The organism is Variovorax sp. V116 (genome assembly GCF_041154435.1).
Lineage (GTDB): Bacteria > Pseudomonadota > Gammaproteobacteria > Burkholderiales > Burkholderiaceae_C > Variovorax > Variovorax paradoxus.
The window spans coordinates 3158145-3172937 of sequence record NZ_AP028661.1 but is presented as its reverse complement, the minus strand read 5'-3'; the positions used below and the strand labels follow the sequence as shown (position 1 = coordinate 3172937).

Sequence of the window (14793 nt, the reverse complement as noted above, 5' to 3'; positions counted from 1 at the left end):
CAACCCACCCAGGAGCCACTGCAAATGACGGACACGCTGATCAAGGTCGACCTGACCAAGCCGCCCACCGAGAACGAGATGATCCACAACCGCTGGCATCCGGACATTCCGATGGCCTGCTGGGTCAACCCGGGCGACGACTTCATCCTCGAGACTTTCGACTGGACCGGCGGCTTCATCAAGAACAACGACAGCGCCGACGACGTGCGCGACATCGACCTGAGCACCGTGCACTACCTCTCGGGCCCCGTGGGCGTGAAGGGCGCCGAGCCCGGCGACCTGCTGGTGGTGGACCTGCTCGACATCGGCGCCAAGCAGGACAGCCTCTGGGGCTTCAACGGCTTCTTCTCGAAGAAGAACGGCGGCGGCTTCCTGACCGACCACTTTCCCGAGGCGCAGAAATCCATCTGGGACTTCAAGGGCATGTTCACCAGCTCGCGCCACGTTCCCGGCGTCAACTTCGCGGGCCTCATCCACCCCGGCCTGATCGGCTGCCTGCCCGACAAGCCGATGCTCGACATGTGGAACGAGCGCGAAGGCAAGCTCATCGCCACCGACCCGGACCGCGTGCCCGGCCTTGCCAATCCGCCGTTCGCCGGCACCGCCCACATGGGCAAGATGACCGGCGAGGCGCGCGCCAAGGCGGCGGCCGAAGGTGCGCGCACCGTGCCGCCGCGCGAGCACGGCGGCAACTGCGACATCAAGGACCTGTCGCGCGGCGCGAAGGTGTTCTTTCCGGTGTACGTCGACGGCGCGGGCCTCAGCGTGGGCGACCTGCACTTCAGCCAGGGCGACGGCGAGATCACCTTCTGCGGCGCCATCGAGATGGCGGGCTGGGTGCACATGAAGGTCACGCTCATCAAGGGCGGCATGGCCAAGTACGGCATCAGGAACCCGATCTTCAAGCCGAGCGTGATCACGCCGCAGTACAACGACTACCTGATCTTCGAAGGCATCTCGGTCGACGAGGCCGGCAAGCAGTACTACCTGGACGTGAACGTGGCCTACCGGCAAGCTTGCCTGAATGCCATCGAGTACCTGAAGAAGTTCGGCTACTCGGGCGCGCAGGCCTATTCGATTTTGGGCACCGCACCCGTGCAGGGCCACATCAGCGGCGTGGTCGACGTGCCCAACTCCTGCGCCACGCTCTGGCTGCCCACGCAGATCTTCGACTTCGACATCAACCCGAACGCCGCGGGGCCGGTGAAGATGATCGACGGCAGCATCGACATGCCGCTCTCGCACGACCTGGCCTGACGGACGCGCCCATGCCCACCTACGACTACGCCTGCGGCCAGTGCGGCGGCTTCGAGGCGCTGCGGCCTTCGGGCCAGCGCGACGATCCCGCCGCATGCCCCGACTGCGGCGCCGCATCGCCACGCGTGCTTTCGGCCGCGCCGCGGCTCGCGCTGATGGCCTCGGGCACGCGCCGCGCGATGGAGACCAACGAGCGCGCCCGGCACGAGCCGGGCAGCTCGCGCGACTACGCGCGCTTCAAGCATCCGGCGGGCTGCGGCTGCTGCTCGGGTTCATCGCCGCGGCGCAGTGCGACGGTGACGGCACCCAACGGCGCCAAGTCGGCGCCCGCCAAGCGGCCCTGGATGATTTCGCACTAATGCAGGCCTAACAATCCACGGCATGCAGCGGGCCGGCACCGGCTCGATTGTTTCAATCCCGTGAACGCCGCGATTCCGTTTGCCGCGGTTTTTTGAGGCACTTCAGGATCACACTTCATTTCACCAACCAACCCATTAGGAGATTGAAATGAATGCCTCGAAAGTCCTCGCTGCTGCTGCCCTCTCGCTCCTGGCTGCCGCCGGTGCGCATGCAGAAACCTACGAAGGTGTGCTGACCGTGAACTCCGGCGTTTCGCGCGCCGAAGTCGCGCCGCAAGCCGTTGCCGCCGCCCGCGCCGGCAACGAATACGGCGACAGCGCCAGCGCCGGTGCGCAAGCCTTCACCTCGACTGCCGACCGCGCGACCATCCAGGCCGAAGCCGTTGCCAAGGCGCACGACCCGCTCGCAAGCCTCGACCGCCGCGCGTTCTACCGCGACGAAGTGCCGCAAGCCTACAAGAAGCCCAGCGTGTCGTTCACGCGCCAGGCCGGCCTCTGAGCCGAATCGCTCCCTTGATCGGCGCAATGAAGAACGGGCCCCCGACGGGGCCCGTTTTTCGCGTTCTCCGCCAGCCGTTCCTCATCCGATCCTGAATACCTTGGCTTGCCCGTTGCATCGGGCGCGCAGCAGATCGCCATCGATCTCGATGTGCGTCCAGGCCGCGAACACCCCGTCGCCGTCCAGCAGCTCGATGCTGTCGGCGGACAGCACCCTGTAGCGAAAGATCGGTGCGCATGCAGGTCCGTTCTTTTCTCCCAGGATCGCGGCGACCGTGCCGTCCGGACCGAAGCTGTAGCTCTCGGTGCTCGTTTCGCAGATGAGTGCCAGGCGGCGCCCGGCGAGCAGGGGTGTTTTCATCATCGGCCGATCGTCCACCGCGCCTCACTCCCGCGTGAGCGCGAAGCTCTTCTTGATGCCGTCTGCGGCCGAAGGTGCCACCCACAGGTCGAACTCTCCCGGCTCCACCGTCGGCTTCATGTCGCGGCCGATGAACTGCAGGTCGTCCGGGCGCAGCGTGAACTCGACCACCTTCGACGCACCGGGCCCGATGCGCACCTTGCGGAAGTTCTTGAGCTCGCGCACCGGCCGCGTCACGCTCGCGGCGCGTTCGGCGGCATACAGCTGCACCACTTCCTCGGCCTCGCGCTGGCCGGTGTTGGTGACGGTGGCGCGCACGCGCAGCGTGCCGCCGATCGGCAGCCGGTCCTGGCTCAGCTCCATGCCGTCGTAGCGCACCGGCGCATAGCCGATGCCATGGCCGAAGGGGTAGAGCGCCCGGTTCGTGGTGTCCACGTAGCGGGTCTTGAAGGCCATGGCCTGGTCGTAGTCGGGCAGCGGCCGGCCGGTGCGCTTCTGGCCGTAGTAGAAGGGCACCTGGCCGGACGCCTGCGGAAAGCTCACCGGCAGGCGGCCCGAGGGATTGAAGTCGCCGAACACCACGTCGGCAATGGCGTTGCCGGTCTGCACGCCGAGAAACCAGGTGACGAGGATGGCGTCGGCATTGCGCACCGCACCCTTGAGTGCCATCGCGCGGCCGTTGCTCAGCAGCACGACCACGGGCTTGCCGGTGGCGGCCACGGCCTCGGCCAGGTCCTGCTGGGCCTGCGGAATGCCGATGTCGGTGCGCGAGCGCGCCTCGCCCGACATGCGCTCGCTCTCGCCGATGGCGAGCACCACCACGTCGGCCTCGCGCGCGGCGGCCACGGCGGCCTCGATGCCGCCGGCCAGCGGCGCATCGATGCCCGAGCCGCGCACCACCGCCAGCGCGCCCGGGTCGGCCAGCGCGGCGCGCAGGCCGTCGTCGATGCCCACGGGCGCCGCCTGGCCGGGAAACAGGCTCCACGCGCCGAGCAGGTCCTGCGTGCCCGAGGCGAAGGGCCCGATCAGCGCGATCTTGCGGCCCGCCTTGGGCAGCGGCAGCACTGCGCGCTCGTTCTTCAGCAGCACGATGGAACGGCGCGCATCCTCGCGTGCCAGCGCGATGTGGGCAGGGTTGTCGGCCCGCGGCTGCGCTGGTGCGGCGTCGAGCCCGCGCAGCGGCTGGTCGAAGAGGCCCAGCTTCTGCTTGACCCACAGCACCCGGCGCACCGCGTCGTCCAGGCGCGCCATCGGCACTTCGCCCGAGGCCACGAGTTCGGGCAGGTGGCGCATGTACAGGCCGCTCTGCATGCTGACGTCGGTGCCGGCCAGGAACGACTGCTTGGCCGCCTCGCGGCCGTCGGCGGCGTAGCCGTGCGCGATCAGTTCCTCGTCGGCCGTGTAGTCGGACACCACGAAGCCCTTGAACTTCCATTCGTCGCGCAGCACGCCCGTGAGCAGCGCCGGGTTGGCAATCGACGGAATGCCCGAGATCTCGTTGAAGGCGCTCATGACCGAGAGCGCGCCCGCGTCCAGCGCGGCGCGGAACGGCGGCAGGTAGACCTGGCGCAGCGTGCGCTCCGAGATGTCGGTGGCGGCGTAATCGAGCCCGCCCTCGGCAGCGCCATAGGCCGCGAAGTGCTTGGGCGTGGCCAGCAGCGAATCGGCGCGCGAAAGGTCGGCGCCCTGGAAGCCGCGCACGCGCGCGGCCGCGAACTGGTTGGCCAGGTACACGTCTTCGCCCGCGCCCTCGATGCCGCGGCCCCATCGCGCATCGCGTGCAATGTCCACCATCGGCGCGAAGGTCCAGCGAAAGCCGTCGGCGCTCGCTTCCACCGCGGCGGCGCGCGCGGTGCGCTCGGCCAGTTCGGGCTCCCAACTCGCGGCTTCTGCCAGCGGCATGGGGAAGATGGTGCGAAAGCCGTGGATCACGTCGGCGCCGTAGAGCAGCGGAATGCCCAGGCGCGATTCGCGCACGGCCACCTCCTGCAGCACCCGCTTGCGCTCCAGCCCCTCGTTGTTGAACAGGCCGGTGACGCGGCCGGCGCGCACGTCGTCGATTTCCTGCTGCGCATTGCGCTGGCCGGCTTGCGGGTTGCCGGGAATGTTGGTGTTGGCGGGGCCGTAGAGGCTGAGCTGGCCGACCTTCTCCTCGACCGTCATGCGGGCGATGAGCGATTCGATGCGGGCGTCCGCGCCCTTGGCGCCCTCGGCGGTGGCCGGGGCCGGGAGAGACGCGGGGGAGAAGAGAACCGAGGCCAGGCCCAGCAGGGCCGCCGCCATGGCGGGGATTCGAACGTGCATGGCACGCCATTCTCACGCCAAAGCGATGCCGCACGGAACGGCCGGGCTTTGACGGTAAGGCGCGGGCGCCTATTCGGCGGTCGCGCCGGCGTCGCGGGCCACCTTCACCCACTTGGTGGTTTCGCTGCCGATGAAGGCCTTGAGCTCGGCCGGCCGCATGTTGCCTGCTGTTACGCCTTGCTCCTCGAAACGCCTGGCCACGTCCTGCTGCTGCAGCGCGCGGGCGACTTCGGCGTTCAGGCGCGTGACCAGTGCCGGCGGCGTGCCGTGCGGTGCCATGAGTGCGAACCAGGTGGTCATGTCGTAGCCCTTGAGGCCGGCCTCGTCCAGCGTGGGCACGCCCGGGTAGGCCGGCGAGCGCTTCAGCGTGGTCACGGCCAGCGCATGCACCTTGCCGCCGCGCACGTGCGGCGCGGCCGAGGGGCTGGTCTCGATGGCCATCTGGATCTGGCCGCCGATCAGGTCCGCCATCATCGGCGCGCCGCCCTTGTAGGGCACGTGGGTGACGTCGGTCCGGGTCATCGAGCGGAACAGCTCGCCCGAGATGTGCTCGGTGCTGCCGTTGCCGGCCGAGCCGAAGTTCACCTTGCCGGGATTGGCGTTGATGTAGGCCACCAGTTCCGCCACCGACCTGGCCGGCACCTTGTCGTTGACCACCAGCACGTTGGGCGTGGAGGCCACGAGCGCCACCGGATCGAAGTCGCGCCGGAAGTCGTAGGGCAGGCGCTTGTAGAGGCCCGGCGCGATCGAATGCGCGATGGTGGCCAGGAACAGCGTGTAGCCGTCGGCCGGCGCCTTCGATGCGATGGCCGCGCCCACGGTGCCGCCCGCGCCGCCACGGTTGTCGATGATGACCGGCTGCCCGAGCGATTCCGAGAGCTTCTGGCCCACGGTGCGCGCGACGATGTCGGTGGTGCCGCCCGCCACGAAGGGCACGACGATGGTGATGGGCTTGGCGGGCCAGCCGTCTGCGAGCGCGGTCGATGCGGCCGCCGCCGAGAGCAGGGTGGCCATGCCGGCGCGCAGGAAAGAGGAGAGCGTCTTGTTCATCGTGATGGGTCTTGGTGTTGTCGTGGTTTTGAAGATTGCAGGGTCTGGGGTGCACGAGTTCATTCACTCGGCACCCAGCTGCAGGCGGCTGGGCAGGCGTTTCTCGATCGCGAACTTGAGCAGCGCCGCCGAGCGGAAGATGCCGTGCGCGAACTTGCCGTAGGGCAGTGTGAGGAACAGCGCCATCACCACGCCCAGGTGCACCGCGAGCAGCAGCGCCATGAAGGCGGTGTCGCGCCAGGCGAGCAGGGCCAGGCCGGTCGCGCTGGTGAGCAGCAGCAGCGCGATGAAGCCGCGGTCCATCGGCCGCTGGGCCACGTCGCCATGCGCCGCGTTGCGCCGCAGGTTCAGCCACAGCAGCCCGGCCGGGCCGATCGCCAGGCCGATGCCGCCTGCGGTGCCCAGCAGCACCGGCAGGCTCGTGAGCGCATAGGGCGCGTGCAGGCCCAGCAGGTAGTGGTAGAGCGTTGCCACGCAGGTGGAGGCGAAGCACAGCATGAAGCCGTAGAAGGTGAAGTGGTGGAAACGCCGGCGCCAGGGCGTGAAGCGGTCGTCTTCGTTGTTGCAGCCTTCGCCGTGGCCGCCGCCCAGGTAGCTGAGGCGCAGCACGTCCTGCGCGGCCTCGGCGCCGGCCGCGGCGCGCACGCCGGCCACTTCGCCCGGCGCGTTCTCCTGCGTCGGCGACACCTCGCGCCAGAAGCGCCGCACGCCCATTGCCAGCGCGAACAGCACAAAGGCGAACACCGCGCCGAACACCAGCGCGAGAAAGTTGTGCGGGAAGATCGCGTAGAAGTTGCCCGCGAGCGGCTCGTGCAGCAGCGAGCCCGACATCGCGACGGCCAGCACGAGGAACAGCGCCAATCCACCGGCCAGCGCCAGCGCGACGGTGAGCCCGGCCTTCTTGTAGAGCGCGCCCATCGCAGGGGGCCAGGCGTAGTCGTGGTAGGTCTGCAGGCGCACCTGCGCCATCGCCTGCGGCACGTTCACCGCAAACTCGTGCGGCGGCGCATATTGGCAGGCATGCAGGCAGGAGCCGCAGTTGTGGCACAGGTTGGCCAGATAGTGCGTGTCGGCCTTGCCGAACTCCAGCCGCCGCGTCATTGCGGGGAACACGGCGCAGAAGCCTTCGCAATACCGGCAGGCGTTGCAGATCTGCAGGATGCGCGCGACTTCGGCTTCGCTGGCGGCGAGCGGCAGCGCCGGCCGGATGGGAATGACGCGCGCTGATGCGCTGCCGATGCCATCGGCATCCGCACGGGCGCGTGCGACCAGGTCAGTGAGTTGCTGCAAGGGCGGTCTCCGGGGAATTCTTTTTCGAATGGTTCTTTGCTGCGCGTGCCGCCTGCGTGCCCGCGATGCGGCCGAAGGCCGTGCCGATGCTCATGCCCACGCCGGCCGTGTAGCCCTTGCCCAGCACGTTGCCGGCCATCATTTCGCCGGCCACGAACAGGTTGGGGCTGGGCCGGCCGCCAAAGCGCACGGCCGCGGTCTCGTCCACCTTCAGGCCGAGATACGTGAAGGTGATGCCGGGCCGCAGCGGGTAGGCGTAGAAGGGCGCGGTGTCGATCGGACGCGCCCAGTGCGTCTTGGCGGGCGCGATCCCTTCGGTGTGGCAGTCGTCGAGGGCCGTATGGTCGAAGCGGCCGACGCGGCAGGCCGCGTTGTAGTCCTGCACGGTGCGCACGAACGTGGCTTCGTCCAGGCCGATCTTCTGCGCCAGCTCGCCGAGCGTGCTTGCCTGCGTGCCGGTGAACACCGGCGGCATGAAGCGCCCGACGGCCTTCTGGTCGATGACCGACCACGCGATCTGCCCCGGCTGCTGCGCCACCAGCCGGCCCCAGATCGCGTAGCGCTTGGGCCAGAAGTCTTCGCCCTCATCGTAGAAGCGTTGCGCCTCGCGGTTGACCATCACGCCGAGCGACACGCAGTCGATGCGCGTGCAGATGCCGCCGTCGTAGAGCGGCGCGCGCGCATCGATGGCCACCATGTGGCCCTGCGACGGATCGCCGATGCTGTCGGCGCCCGCGTCGATCATGTACTTCAGCAGCACGCCCTGGTTGAAGCGCGTGCCGCGGACGAGGAAGTTGTCGGCCGGCCATTCGCCGCGCTCGTTCCGGCCCCAGGCTTCGCGCAGCCACTCGCGGTTCGATTCGAAGCCGCCGGCGGCCAGCACGCAGCTCCTGGCTTCGATGCGCTCGCCGGCCTCGGTGCGCACGGCCACGAAGCGCTCGCCGTCGAGCTCCACCGAGGCCACGGGCGTCTCGTAGCGGATCTGCACGCCGAGTTTTTCGGCGCTCCGGAAATAGGCGTTCACCAGCGCCTTGCCGCCGCCCATGAAGAAGGCATTGGTGCGCGCCACGTGCAGCGCGCCCGACAGCGGCGGCTGGAAGTGCACGCCATGGCTGCGCATCCAGTCGCGGCAGTTCGACGAGGCGCGGATCGCCAGGCGCGCGAGGTGCTCGTCGGTCAGGCCACCCGTCACCTTCAGCAGGTCTTGCCAGTATTCCTCTTCAGGGTAGGCATCGACCAGCACGTCCTGCGGGGCATCGTGCATGCAGCGCAGGTTGCGGGTGTGCTGCGAATTGCCGCCGCGCCATTCCTTCGGCGAGGCTTCCAGCAGCAGCACCGAAGCGCCGGCCTCGCGCGCCATCAGCGCGGCGCACAGCGCGGCATTGCCGCCGCCGACAACCAGTACATCTATCACTCGTGGGTCTCCTTTGAATCCAGGAGACTTTAGGGAGCGCGCCCTTCACGCGAAAGGCCGGTTGAGGCAACGGGTGTTCAGCTTTCGAGAAGACTGGCCCCGGCCCATCGCCCCTCGCGCACCAGGGCGCGCGCCGTGTCGGCAACCACCACGCGCGCGGCCAGAGCGGCCGGCGAAAGCTCGTCGTCCGACAGGCTCACGAGCAGGTTGCGGCGGCCCACGTGCGCATCGCTGATCTGCGTGAGCTCCAGGTCGTCGCGGTCATGCCGGGCCGTGGCGGCGCCGGGCTGCACGGTGGCGCCGTAGCCCGCGCGCACCGCGTCCATCAGCAGCGCGAGGCCGTCGACCTCGGCAACGATGCGCGGCTGGATGCAGGCCCGCGCAAAGGCCGCCATCAGCGTCGCGCGCAGGCCGTGGCTGCCGCTCGGCAGGATCAGCGGCACCTCGGCGAGCTGCGACAGGCGGACCTTGGTGCCCGTGGGGCGCCCCTCCAGCGTCGGCGATGCGATCACGAACAGCTTCTCGGCCAGGAGCGGCGCCACGCTCCAGCGCCGCGGCGTATCGGTCTGGAACAGCACCGCCAGGTCGAGCTGGCGCGCGTGCAGCATCGTCGTGAGATGGCCCGACAGCGCCTCGACCATGTGCAGCCGCACCTCGGGGTAGCGCTGCTGCATGGCGCGCATCAGCGGCACGCCCAGCACGGTGGCCGTGGTGGGCGCAAGGCCCACGCTCACATGGCCCGACAGGCGCGCCTGCTGCGCCGCGCGCACGGCATCGTCGGCATGGCGCAGCGTGAGCTGCGCCTGCTGCAAGAAGGCCAGGCCGGCATCGGTGGGCACCACGCCGGTCGAGCTGCGCTGCAAGAGGCGCGTGGAAAGCTCGCCTTCGAGCCGGCTGATCTGCTGGCTCAGCGCCGAGGTGACCACGCCCAGCTCGACGGCCGCGCGGCCCATGCTGCGCAGTTCGCAAACCTTGACGAAGTAGCGCAGTTGCCGGAGTTCCATGCCCGCATCATCGCGCAGTTGAAAAAATGACCGCCAACACCCGTCGCGCAGGCGCTGGCAGCCGTGGAAACCGGGATCGGCGCTTGTTGCTTATTGCTTGTAGCTGTCGTCGATGCGGTCGAGCTTGCGGATCAGCGAGGGCCAGACGAACTGCCCGCCCAGGCCGCCGGTCTGCACCTTCATCGCCTGGCCCACGCCCTCGACGATCTTGGGGTTCACCTGCGTGAGTTCGCCGCCGCCCGATTGCGCGGCGATCTGGATCTGGCAGGTGTTCTCGAAGGTGTACATCGAAAGGAAAGCGTCGGCAATGGTCTTGCCGCAAGTCAGCAGGCCGTGGTTGCGCAGCATCAGGAAATTGGCGTTGCCCATGTCGGCCTGCAGGCGCGGCTTCTCGTCGTCGCGGAAGGCCACGCCTTCGTAGTCGTGGTAGGCGAGCGACGCCAGCACGAAGGTCGACTGCTGGCTGATGGGCAGCACGCCGTTCTTCTGCGCGCTCACGGCAATGCCGGCCTTGGTGTGGGTGTGCAGCACGCACTGGATGTCTTCGCGCGCCGCATGCACGGCGCTGTGGATCACGAAGCCGGCCGGGTTCACGGGGTAGGGCGAGTCGATGATCTTGTTGCACTGCTGGTCGACCTTGACCAGGCTCGACGCGGTGATCTCGTCGAACATCAGGCCGTAGGGGTTGATCAGGAAGTGGTGCTCGGGCCCGGGAATGCGCGCACTGATGTGGGTGAAGACCAGGTCGCTCCAGCCGTAGAGCGCCACCAGGCGGTAGCAGGCGGCAAGGTCGACGCGCAGCTGCCACTCCTCGGCGGAGACGAGCTTCTGGATTTCGGATTGGGTGTTTGCGTTCATGGTGGTGGTTTCCTTGGGGATGGGTCAGGCCGCGGCTGGTTCCTTCATGGCCGCCTTGTAGATGCTCTGCTTCGGCTGCGCCATCAGGCGCTGCAGCATGGGCTCGAACTCGCTGATGGGCAGCGTCTCGGCGCGGGGGTCGAAGGCCGGGTTGTCGTAGAGCGCGCAGAACTCGGCCGTGCGCTCGTAGTGCGGATGGTCCTTGAAGCCGTCGCGCATGTCGCGGTCCAGGCCGATGTGATGGAAGAAGTAGTGGCCCTGGAAGATGCCGTGGTGCTGCACCATCCAGTGGTTGGCCTCGCTCACGAAGGGCTTGAGGATGGCCGCGGCAATGTCGGGATGGTTGAAGCTGCCGAGCGTGTCGCCGATGTCGTGCAGGAGCGCGCACACCACGTATTCCTCGTCGCGGCCGTCGCGCAGCGCGCGCGTGGCGGTCTGCAGCGAATGGGTGTAGCGGTCGACCGGAAAGCCGCCGTAGTCGCGTTCGAGGATCTGCAAGTGCCGGATCACGCGCGCGGGCAGGCCGGCCGCGAACTGCCTGAACTCGCCGCCTATCAGCTGCCAGTCTTCGCGCGTGCTCTCCTGCATGCTCCTGAAACCTGCCCGTTCGCTCATCGTGTTGTCTCCGTGTTCTTTGGGGGGAGCGGCCACTGTAGACCCGGGCTTGACGTTCAACTGTCAAGAATTTGACAATGCAAGGCTCTGGTAAACCCCCGCATGCCGCCTTCCAAACCGCGTCTCTCCGCCCCGCACCGCGCCGCGATGGAGCGCAATCCATGGTTCACCAGCATGCCGCGCGCGCAGCGCGAAGCACTGCTGGGCGCGGGCGAACTCATCCACGTGTGGCGCGGCGCCATGGTGTTCCGCCAGGGCGATCCGATCCATGCGGCGGGCGGCGGCTTCTATGGCCTCCTGGCCGGCACGATCAAGGTCTCTTCGCTGCGGCAGGACGGGCGCGAGGCCATTCTTGCGGTGCTCGAGCCCGGCAACTGGTTCGGCGAGATCACGCTGATCGACGGCTCGCCGCGCACCCACGACGCCACCGCGCTGGAGGCGCTCGACCTGCTCGTGGTGCCGCCCGAGGCCTTTGCCCAGCAGATGCGCGACGTGGTCTTTGCCAATGCGATGGCCGCCATGCTGGCCGCGCGCGTGCGCATGCTCTACGGCCTCACCGAAGACGCCACGCTGCGCAGCCTGCGTGCGCGCGTGGCGCACCGGCTGCTGGTGCTGGCGCGCGGCGACGCCACGCAGTCGGCGCAGCTGCGCCGCACGCTGATGCTGCCGCAGGAGGCGCTGGCGATGATGCTCGGCGTCACGCGCCAGACGCTTTCGAAGGAGCTCAATGCGCTGGCGGGCGAGGGCGTGCTCGCGCTGGGCTACGGGCGCATCGAGCTCAGGTCGATCGATGCGCTGCAGGCGCTGGCGAGCACCGGATAGCGCCTCAGCGCAGCACGCGCCCGTCGGCGGAGATGCTGATCAGGTCGATGGTGCGCGAGGCATCGCGCAGGCCCGGGCGCAGGTTGACGCGAAAGCCGCCCACGTCGTAGTCGGTCATGGCGGTCATCACGCGCTGCAGGCTCGCCGTGGTGAAGCCGCGGCCCGCGCGGCGCACCGCTTCGCCCGCCACCTTGACCGCGATGAAGCCTTCGAGCCCTTCGTACGAGGGCGTCTGGTCGGAGTTGTCGACCGCGGCGCGGTACTCCTTGACGATCGGAATGGCCGAGGGCCGCGGCGACGGCACCACCTGCGAGATCACGATGCCGCCGATGTCCTTGCCCAGTTCGGCATAGAGCGGGTCGATGCCCACGATCGAGAAGGCCATGAAGCTGCCGCTGTAGCCGCTCTTGCGCAGCTTGCGGATCGCATTGGCCGTGGTGCCCGAGAGCGACACCAGCACGATGGCCTGCGGCGTCTGCTGCAGCACCGTCTTCAGCGCCGCGTCGAGTTTGTCGGCGCCGCCGGCCGGCACCATCGCCGAGGCCACCAGCGCGGGCAGCTTCAGCTCGGTGATGGCCTGCTGCACGGCGGCCAGGCCGGCGCGGCCCATGGCGTCGTCGTCGCCCACCAGCGCGATGCGCGTCTGGCCCACGGTGGCGCACTGGCGCACGATCTTCAGCGCCTCGTCGATCATGCCGGGGCGCACGTGGAACACGTTGGGGTGGCTGGCCTCGCGCAGCGTGTCGGCGGCGGCAAAAGGCGCGAACAGCAGGCTGCCCTGCTGCGCGGCCACGTTGGCGCCGGCGTCGCTGCTGGCCGTGCCCACGAAGCCGAACAGCATGTCGGCCTTGTCGGTGCCAAGCAGCGTGCGTGCATTGGCGGCGGCCCGGCCCGCGTCGTAGCCGTCGTCCAGCTGCAGCAGCTTGAGCTGCAGGCCGCTCGCGGCATTGCGCTCGTTGAAGTCGGCCACCGCGAGCCGGCTGCCGGCCGCAAAGGCCAGCCCGATCTCGCCGGCGGCGCCTGTCAGCGGCACCGACTGGCCCAGCACGACCACCCGTGCGCCCGCCGCGCGGCCCGACGATTGCGACAGCGCCGGCAGATGAACGCCGCCGCCCAGCAGCAGCGCCCCGCACGCCTTGCCCAGCCATTCCCTGCGAGAACTGTCCATGGCTCACCTTTTTTAACAGTAGTAAAAAAGTGTAGCAAGTTCGGTGCCGATGGGGAAGGCTGCGGCAAACGAGGCCCGGCGGGCCTCCCGCAGGAGCAGCGGCCTCAGGCGCGCCGGAACACCAGGTCCCAGACGCCGTGGCCCAGCTTGATGCCGCGGCTCTCGAACTTGGTGAGCGGCCGGTACTCGGGCTTGGGTGCGTAGCCTTCGGCCGTGTTGCGCAGCAGCGGCTCGGCGGACAGCACCTCGAGCATCTGCTCGGCGTAGGGCTGCCAGTCGGTGGCGCAATGGATGTAGCCGCCCGGCTGCAGGTGTTCGGCGAGCTTTTTCACGAACTTGGGCTGGATCAGGCGGCGCTTGTTGTGGCGCTTCTTGTGCCACGGGTCGGGAAAGAACACATGCACGCCCGCCAGCGAGCCGGGCTGCAGCATGTGGTCGAGCACGTCGACCGCATCGTGCGCGCAGATGCGGATGTTGCTGATCGACTGCTCGCCGATGCGCTTGAGCAGCGCGCCCACGCCGGGCTCGTGCACTTCGCAGCACAGGAAGTTGGTCTCGGGCAGCACCGTGGCGATGTGCGCGGTGGCCTCGCCCATGCCAAAGCCGATCTCGAGCACGGTCGGCGCGGCGCGGCCGCCGAAGGCCGCCGTCAGGTCGAGCGGCTCGGGCTTGTAGGGAATGAGGAACAGCGGGCCCAGCTCGGCAAAGGCGCGCGCCTGGCCGTCGGTGGTGCGGCCCGCGCGCTTCACGAAGCTCTTGAGGCGGCGGTGCAGCGGATGCGGCGGCTTGTTGCTGTTGTCGTCGGCCGCGTCGTCGTCGTCGTCGGGCGTGGAATCGTGGGGCACGGTGTCGGGAAAGGTCATTACGGCCGCGAATTGTAGAGATCGCGCCATTCGGGCACCCAGCCGGCCAATGCAGGCGCGCAGGAAGCGGCCGTGGTGGCGCGCAGGCCGAGCACGCGCGCGGCCGCGTCGAGGGCGGCCAGGGCAGCCTCTGGCGTGGCGGTGTCGATGGCGGTGGCGCCGTTCTGCTTGGAGAGCTTGTCGCCGTCGGCGCCGCGCACCAGCGGCGTGTGCAGGTAGCTGGGCGTGGGCAGGCCGAGTGCGCGCTGCAACAGGATCTGGCGCGCGGTGTTGTCGGCCAGGTCTTCGCCGCGCACCACGTCGGTCACGCCCTGTTCCGCGTCGTCGACCACCACCGCAAGCTGGTAGGCCCAGGGGCCATCGGCGCGACGCAGCACGAAGTCGCCAACCTCGCGGCTCACGTCCTGGCACTGGCGGCCAAGGCGGCGGTCGGTCCAGCAGAGTTCGCCATGGGCCAAGGCCGGCTGGGCCGATTCGAATTTCTCGGTGGCAAAGCGCCAGGCGCGTGCGGGTTTGCCGTGCAGGCCGTCGCGGCAGGTGCCGGGGTAGACCCGCTCGCCATGGCGCGTGTGCGGCCGGCCGAGCCGTGCCAGCGCCTCGTCGATGTCCTTGCGCGAGCAGCCGCAGGGGTAGGCAAGGCCGAGGGCCCGCAGCCTTGCCAGCGCGGCTTCGTAGCGCTCGGTGCGCTGCGTCTGCCACAGCGGCGCTTCGTCGGGCAGCAGGCCGCAGTCGGCCAGTTGCCCAAGGATGTGCTCGCCCATGCCGGGCAGGCAGCGTTCGGTGTCGGCGTCCTCGATGCGGATCAGCCAGCGCGCCTTCGGGCCGCGCGCGCGCACGTCGAGCCAGCTTGCGAGCGCGGCCACCAGCGAGCCGGCATGCAGCGGGCCGGTGGGCGAGGGCGCGAAACGGCCGGTCTCCCGCATCCGTGGA

General features: G+C 69.1%; 15 protein-coding genes. 4 read left to right on the top strand and 11 right to left on the bottom strand.

Annotated features, from left to right (window positions below; all coding sequences use genetic code 11):
• The first annotated feature begins 24 nt into the window (after positions 1-24).
• The 3 genes from fmdA (at position 25) to ACAM58_RS15150 (ending at position 2115) form a co-directional block, all read left to right on the top strand.
• Positions 25-1257, top strand: a complete 1233-nt coding sequence (gene fmdA, locus ACAM58_RS15160; protein ID WP_369663076.1) for a formamidase — start codon at positions 25-27, stop codon at positions 1255-1257.
• 11 nt (positions 1258-1268) lie between these two features.
• A complete protein-coding gene (locus ACAM58_RS15155) occupies positions 1269-1616 on the top strand; it encodes a zinc ribbon domain-containing protein (RefSeq protein ID WP_012748238.1) in 348 nt (115 codons plus the stop codon).
• A gap of 148 nt (positions 1617-1764) precedes the next feature.
• Entirely contained in the window at positions 1765-2115 is a 351-nt protein-coding gene (locus ACAM58_RS15150; protein ID WP_012748237.1) for a hypothetical protein, read from the top strand.
• A gap of 81 nt (positions 2116-2196) precedes the next feature.
• Here the strand turns inward: ACAM58_RS15150 and ACAM58_RS15145 are convergent, their stop codons facing one another.
• From ACAM58_RS15145 to ACAM58_RS15110, 8 genes are all read right to left on the bottom strand, one after another.
• A complete protein-coding gene (locus ACAM58_RS15145) occupies positions 2197-2478 on the bottom strand; it encodes a hypothetical protein (RefSeq protein WP_012748236.1) in 282 nt (93 codons plus the stop codon).
• Positions 2479-2499: 21 nt separating this feature from the next.
• Positions 2500-4779: a glycoside hydrolase family 3 N-terminal domain-containing protein gene (locus ACAM58_RS15140; protein ID WP_012748235.1), complete on the bottom strand. Its 2280-nt coding sequence runs from the start codon at positions 4777-4779 to the stop codon at positions 2500-2502.
• A 69-nt stretch (positions 4780-4848) separates the two neighbouring features.
• Positions 4849-5829, bottom strand: coding sequence for a tripartite tricarboxylate transporter substrate binding protein (locus ACAM58_RS15135; RefSeq protein WP_012748234.1), 981 nt, complete (start codon positions 5827-5829; stop codon positions 4849-4851).
• Positions 5830-5892: 63 nt separating this feature from the next.
• Positions 5893-7119 carry a tricarballylate utilization 4Fe-4S protein TcuB gene (gene tcuB / locus ACAM58_RS15130; RefSeq protein WP_012748233.1) on the bottom strand — a complete coding sequence of 409 codons (1227 nt, stop codon included), beginning with the start codon at positions 7117-7119 and terminating at the stop codon, positions 5893-5895.
• The gene (gene tcuA, locus ACAM58_RS15125; RefSeq protein WP_369663075.1) at positions 7103-8533 is read right to left on the bottom strand and encodes an FAD-dependent tricarballylate dehydrogenase TcuA; all 1431 of its coding nucleotides are present in this window, start codon (positions 8531-8533) and stop codon (positions 7103-7105) included. The genes tcuB and tcuA overlap by 17 nt, the downstream gene beginning before the upstream one ends.
• A 77-nt stretch (positions 8534-8610) precedes the next feature.
• Entirely contained in the window at positions 8611-9537 is a 927-nt protein-coding gene (locus tag ACAM58_RS15120) for a LysR family transcriptional regulator (protein ID WP_012748231.1), read from the bottom strand.
• A gap of 90 nt (positions 9538-9627) precedes the next feature.
• Positions 9628-10395: a class II aldolase/adducin family protein gene (locus ACAM58_RS15115; protein ID WP_012748230.1), complete on the bottom strand. Its 768-nt coding sequence runs from the start codon at positions 10393-10395 to the stop codon at positions 9628-9630.
• A gap of 24 nt (positions 10396-10419) precedes the next feature.
• A complete protein-coding gene (locus ACAM58_RS15110; protein WP_012748229.1) occupies positions 10420-11010 on the bottom strand; it encodes an HD domain-containing protein in 591 nt (196 codons plus the stop codon).
• Between the two features lie 102 nt (positions 11011-11112).
• Here ACAM58_RS15110 and ACAM58_RS15105 point away from each other — a divergent pair, with 102 nt between their 5' ends.
• A complete protein-coding gene (locus ACAM58_RS15105) occupies positions 11113-11832 on the top strand; it encodes a Crp/Fnr family transcriptional regulator (RefSeq protein WP_369663074.1) in 720 nt (239 codons plus the stop codon).
• 4 nt (positions 11833-11836) lie between these two features.
• Here the strand turns inward: ACAM58_RS15105 and ACAM58_RS15100 are convergent, their stop codons facing one another.
• The 3 genes from ACAM58_RS15100 to gluQRS all read right to left on the bottom strand — a co-directional run bounded on the left by ACAM58_RS15100 (position 11837) and on the right by gluQRS (position 14786).
• The gene (locus ACAM58_RS15100) at positions 11837-13000 is read right to left on the bottom strand and encodes an ABC transporter substrate-binding protein (protein ID WP_012748227.1); all 1164 of its coding nucleotides are present in this window, start codon (positions 12998-13000) and stop codon (positions 11837-11839) included.
• A 104-nt stretch (positions 13001-13104) separates the two neighbouring features.
• Positions 13105-13863: a tRNA (guanosine(46)-N7)-methyltransferase TrmB gene (gene trmB / locus ACAM58_RS15095; protein ID WP_369663073.1), complete on the bottom strand. Its 759-nt coding sequence runs from the start codon at positions 13861-13863 to the stop codon at positions 13105-13107.
• The gene (gene gluQRS, locus ACAM58_RS15090; protein ID WP_012748225.1) at positions 13863-14786 is read right to left on the bottom strand and encodes a tRNA glutamyl-Q(34) synthetase GluQRS; all 924 of its coding nucleotides are present in this window, start codon (positions 14784-14786) and stop codon (positions 13863-13865) included. The genes trmB and gluQRS overlap by 1 nt, the downstream gene beginning before the upstream one ends.
• Positions 14787-14793: the final 7 nt, after the last annotated feature.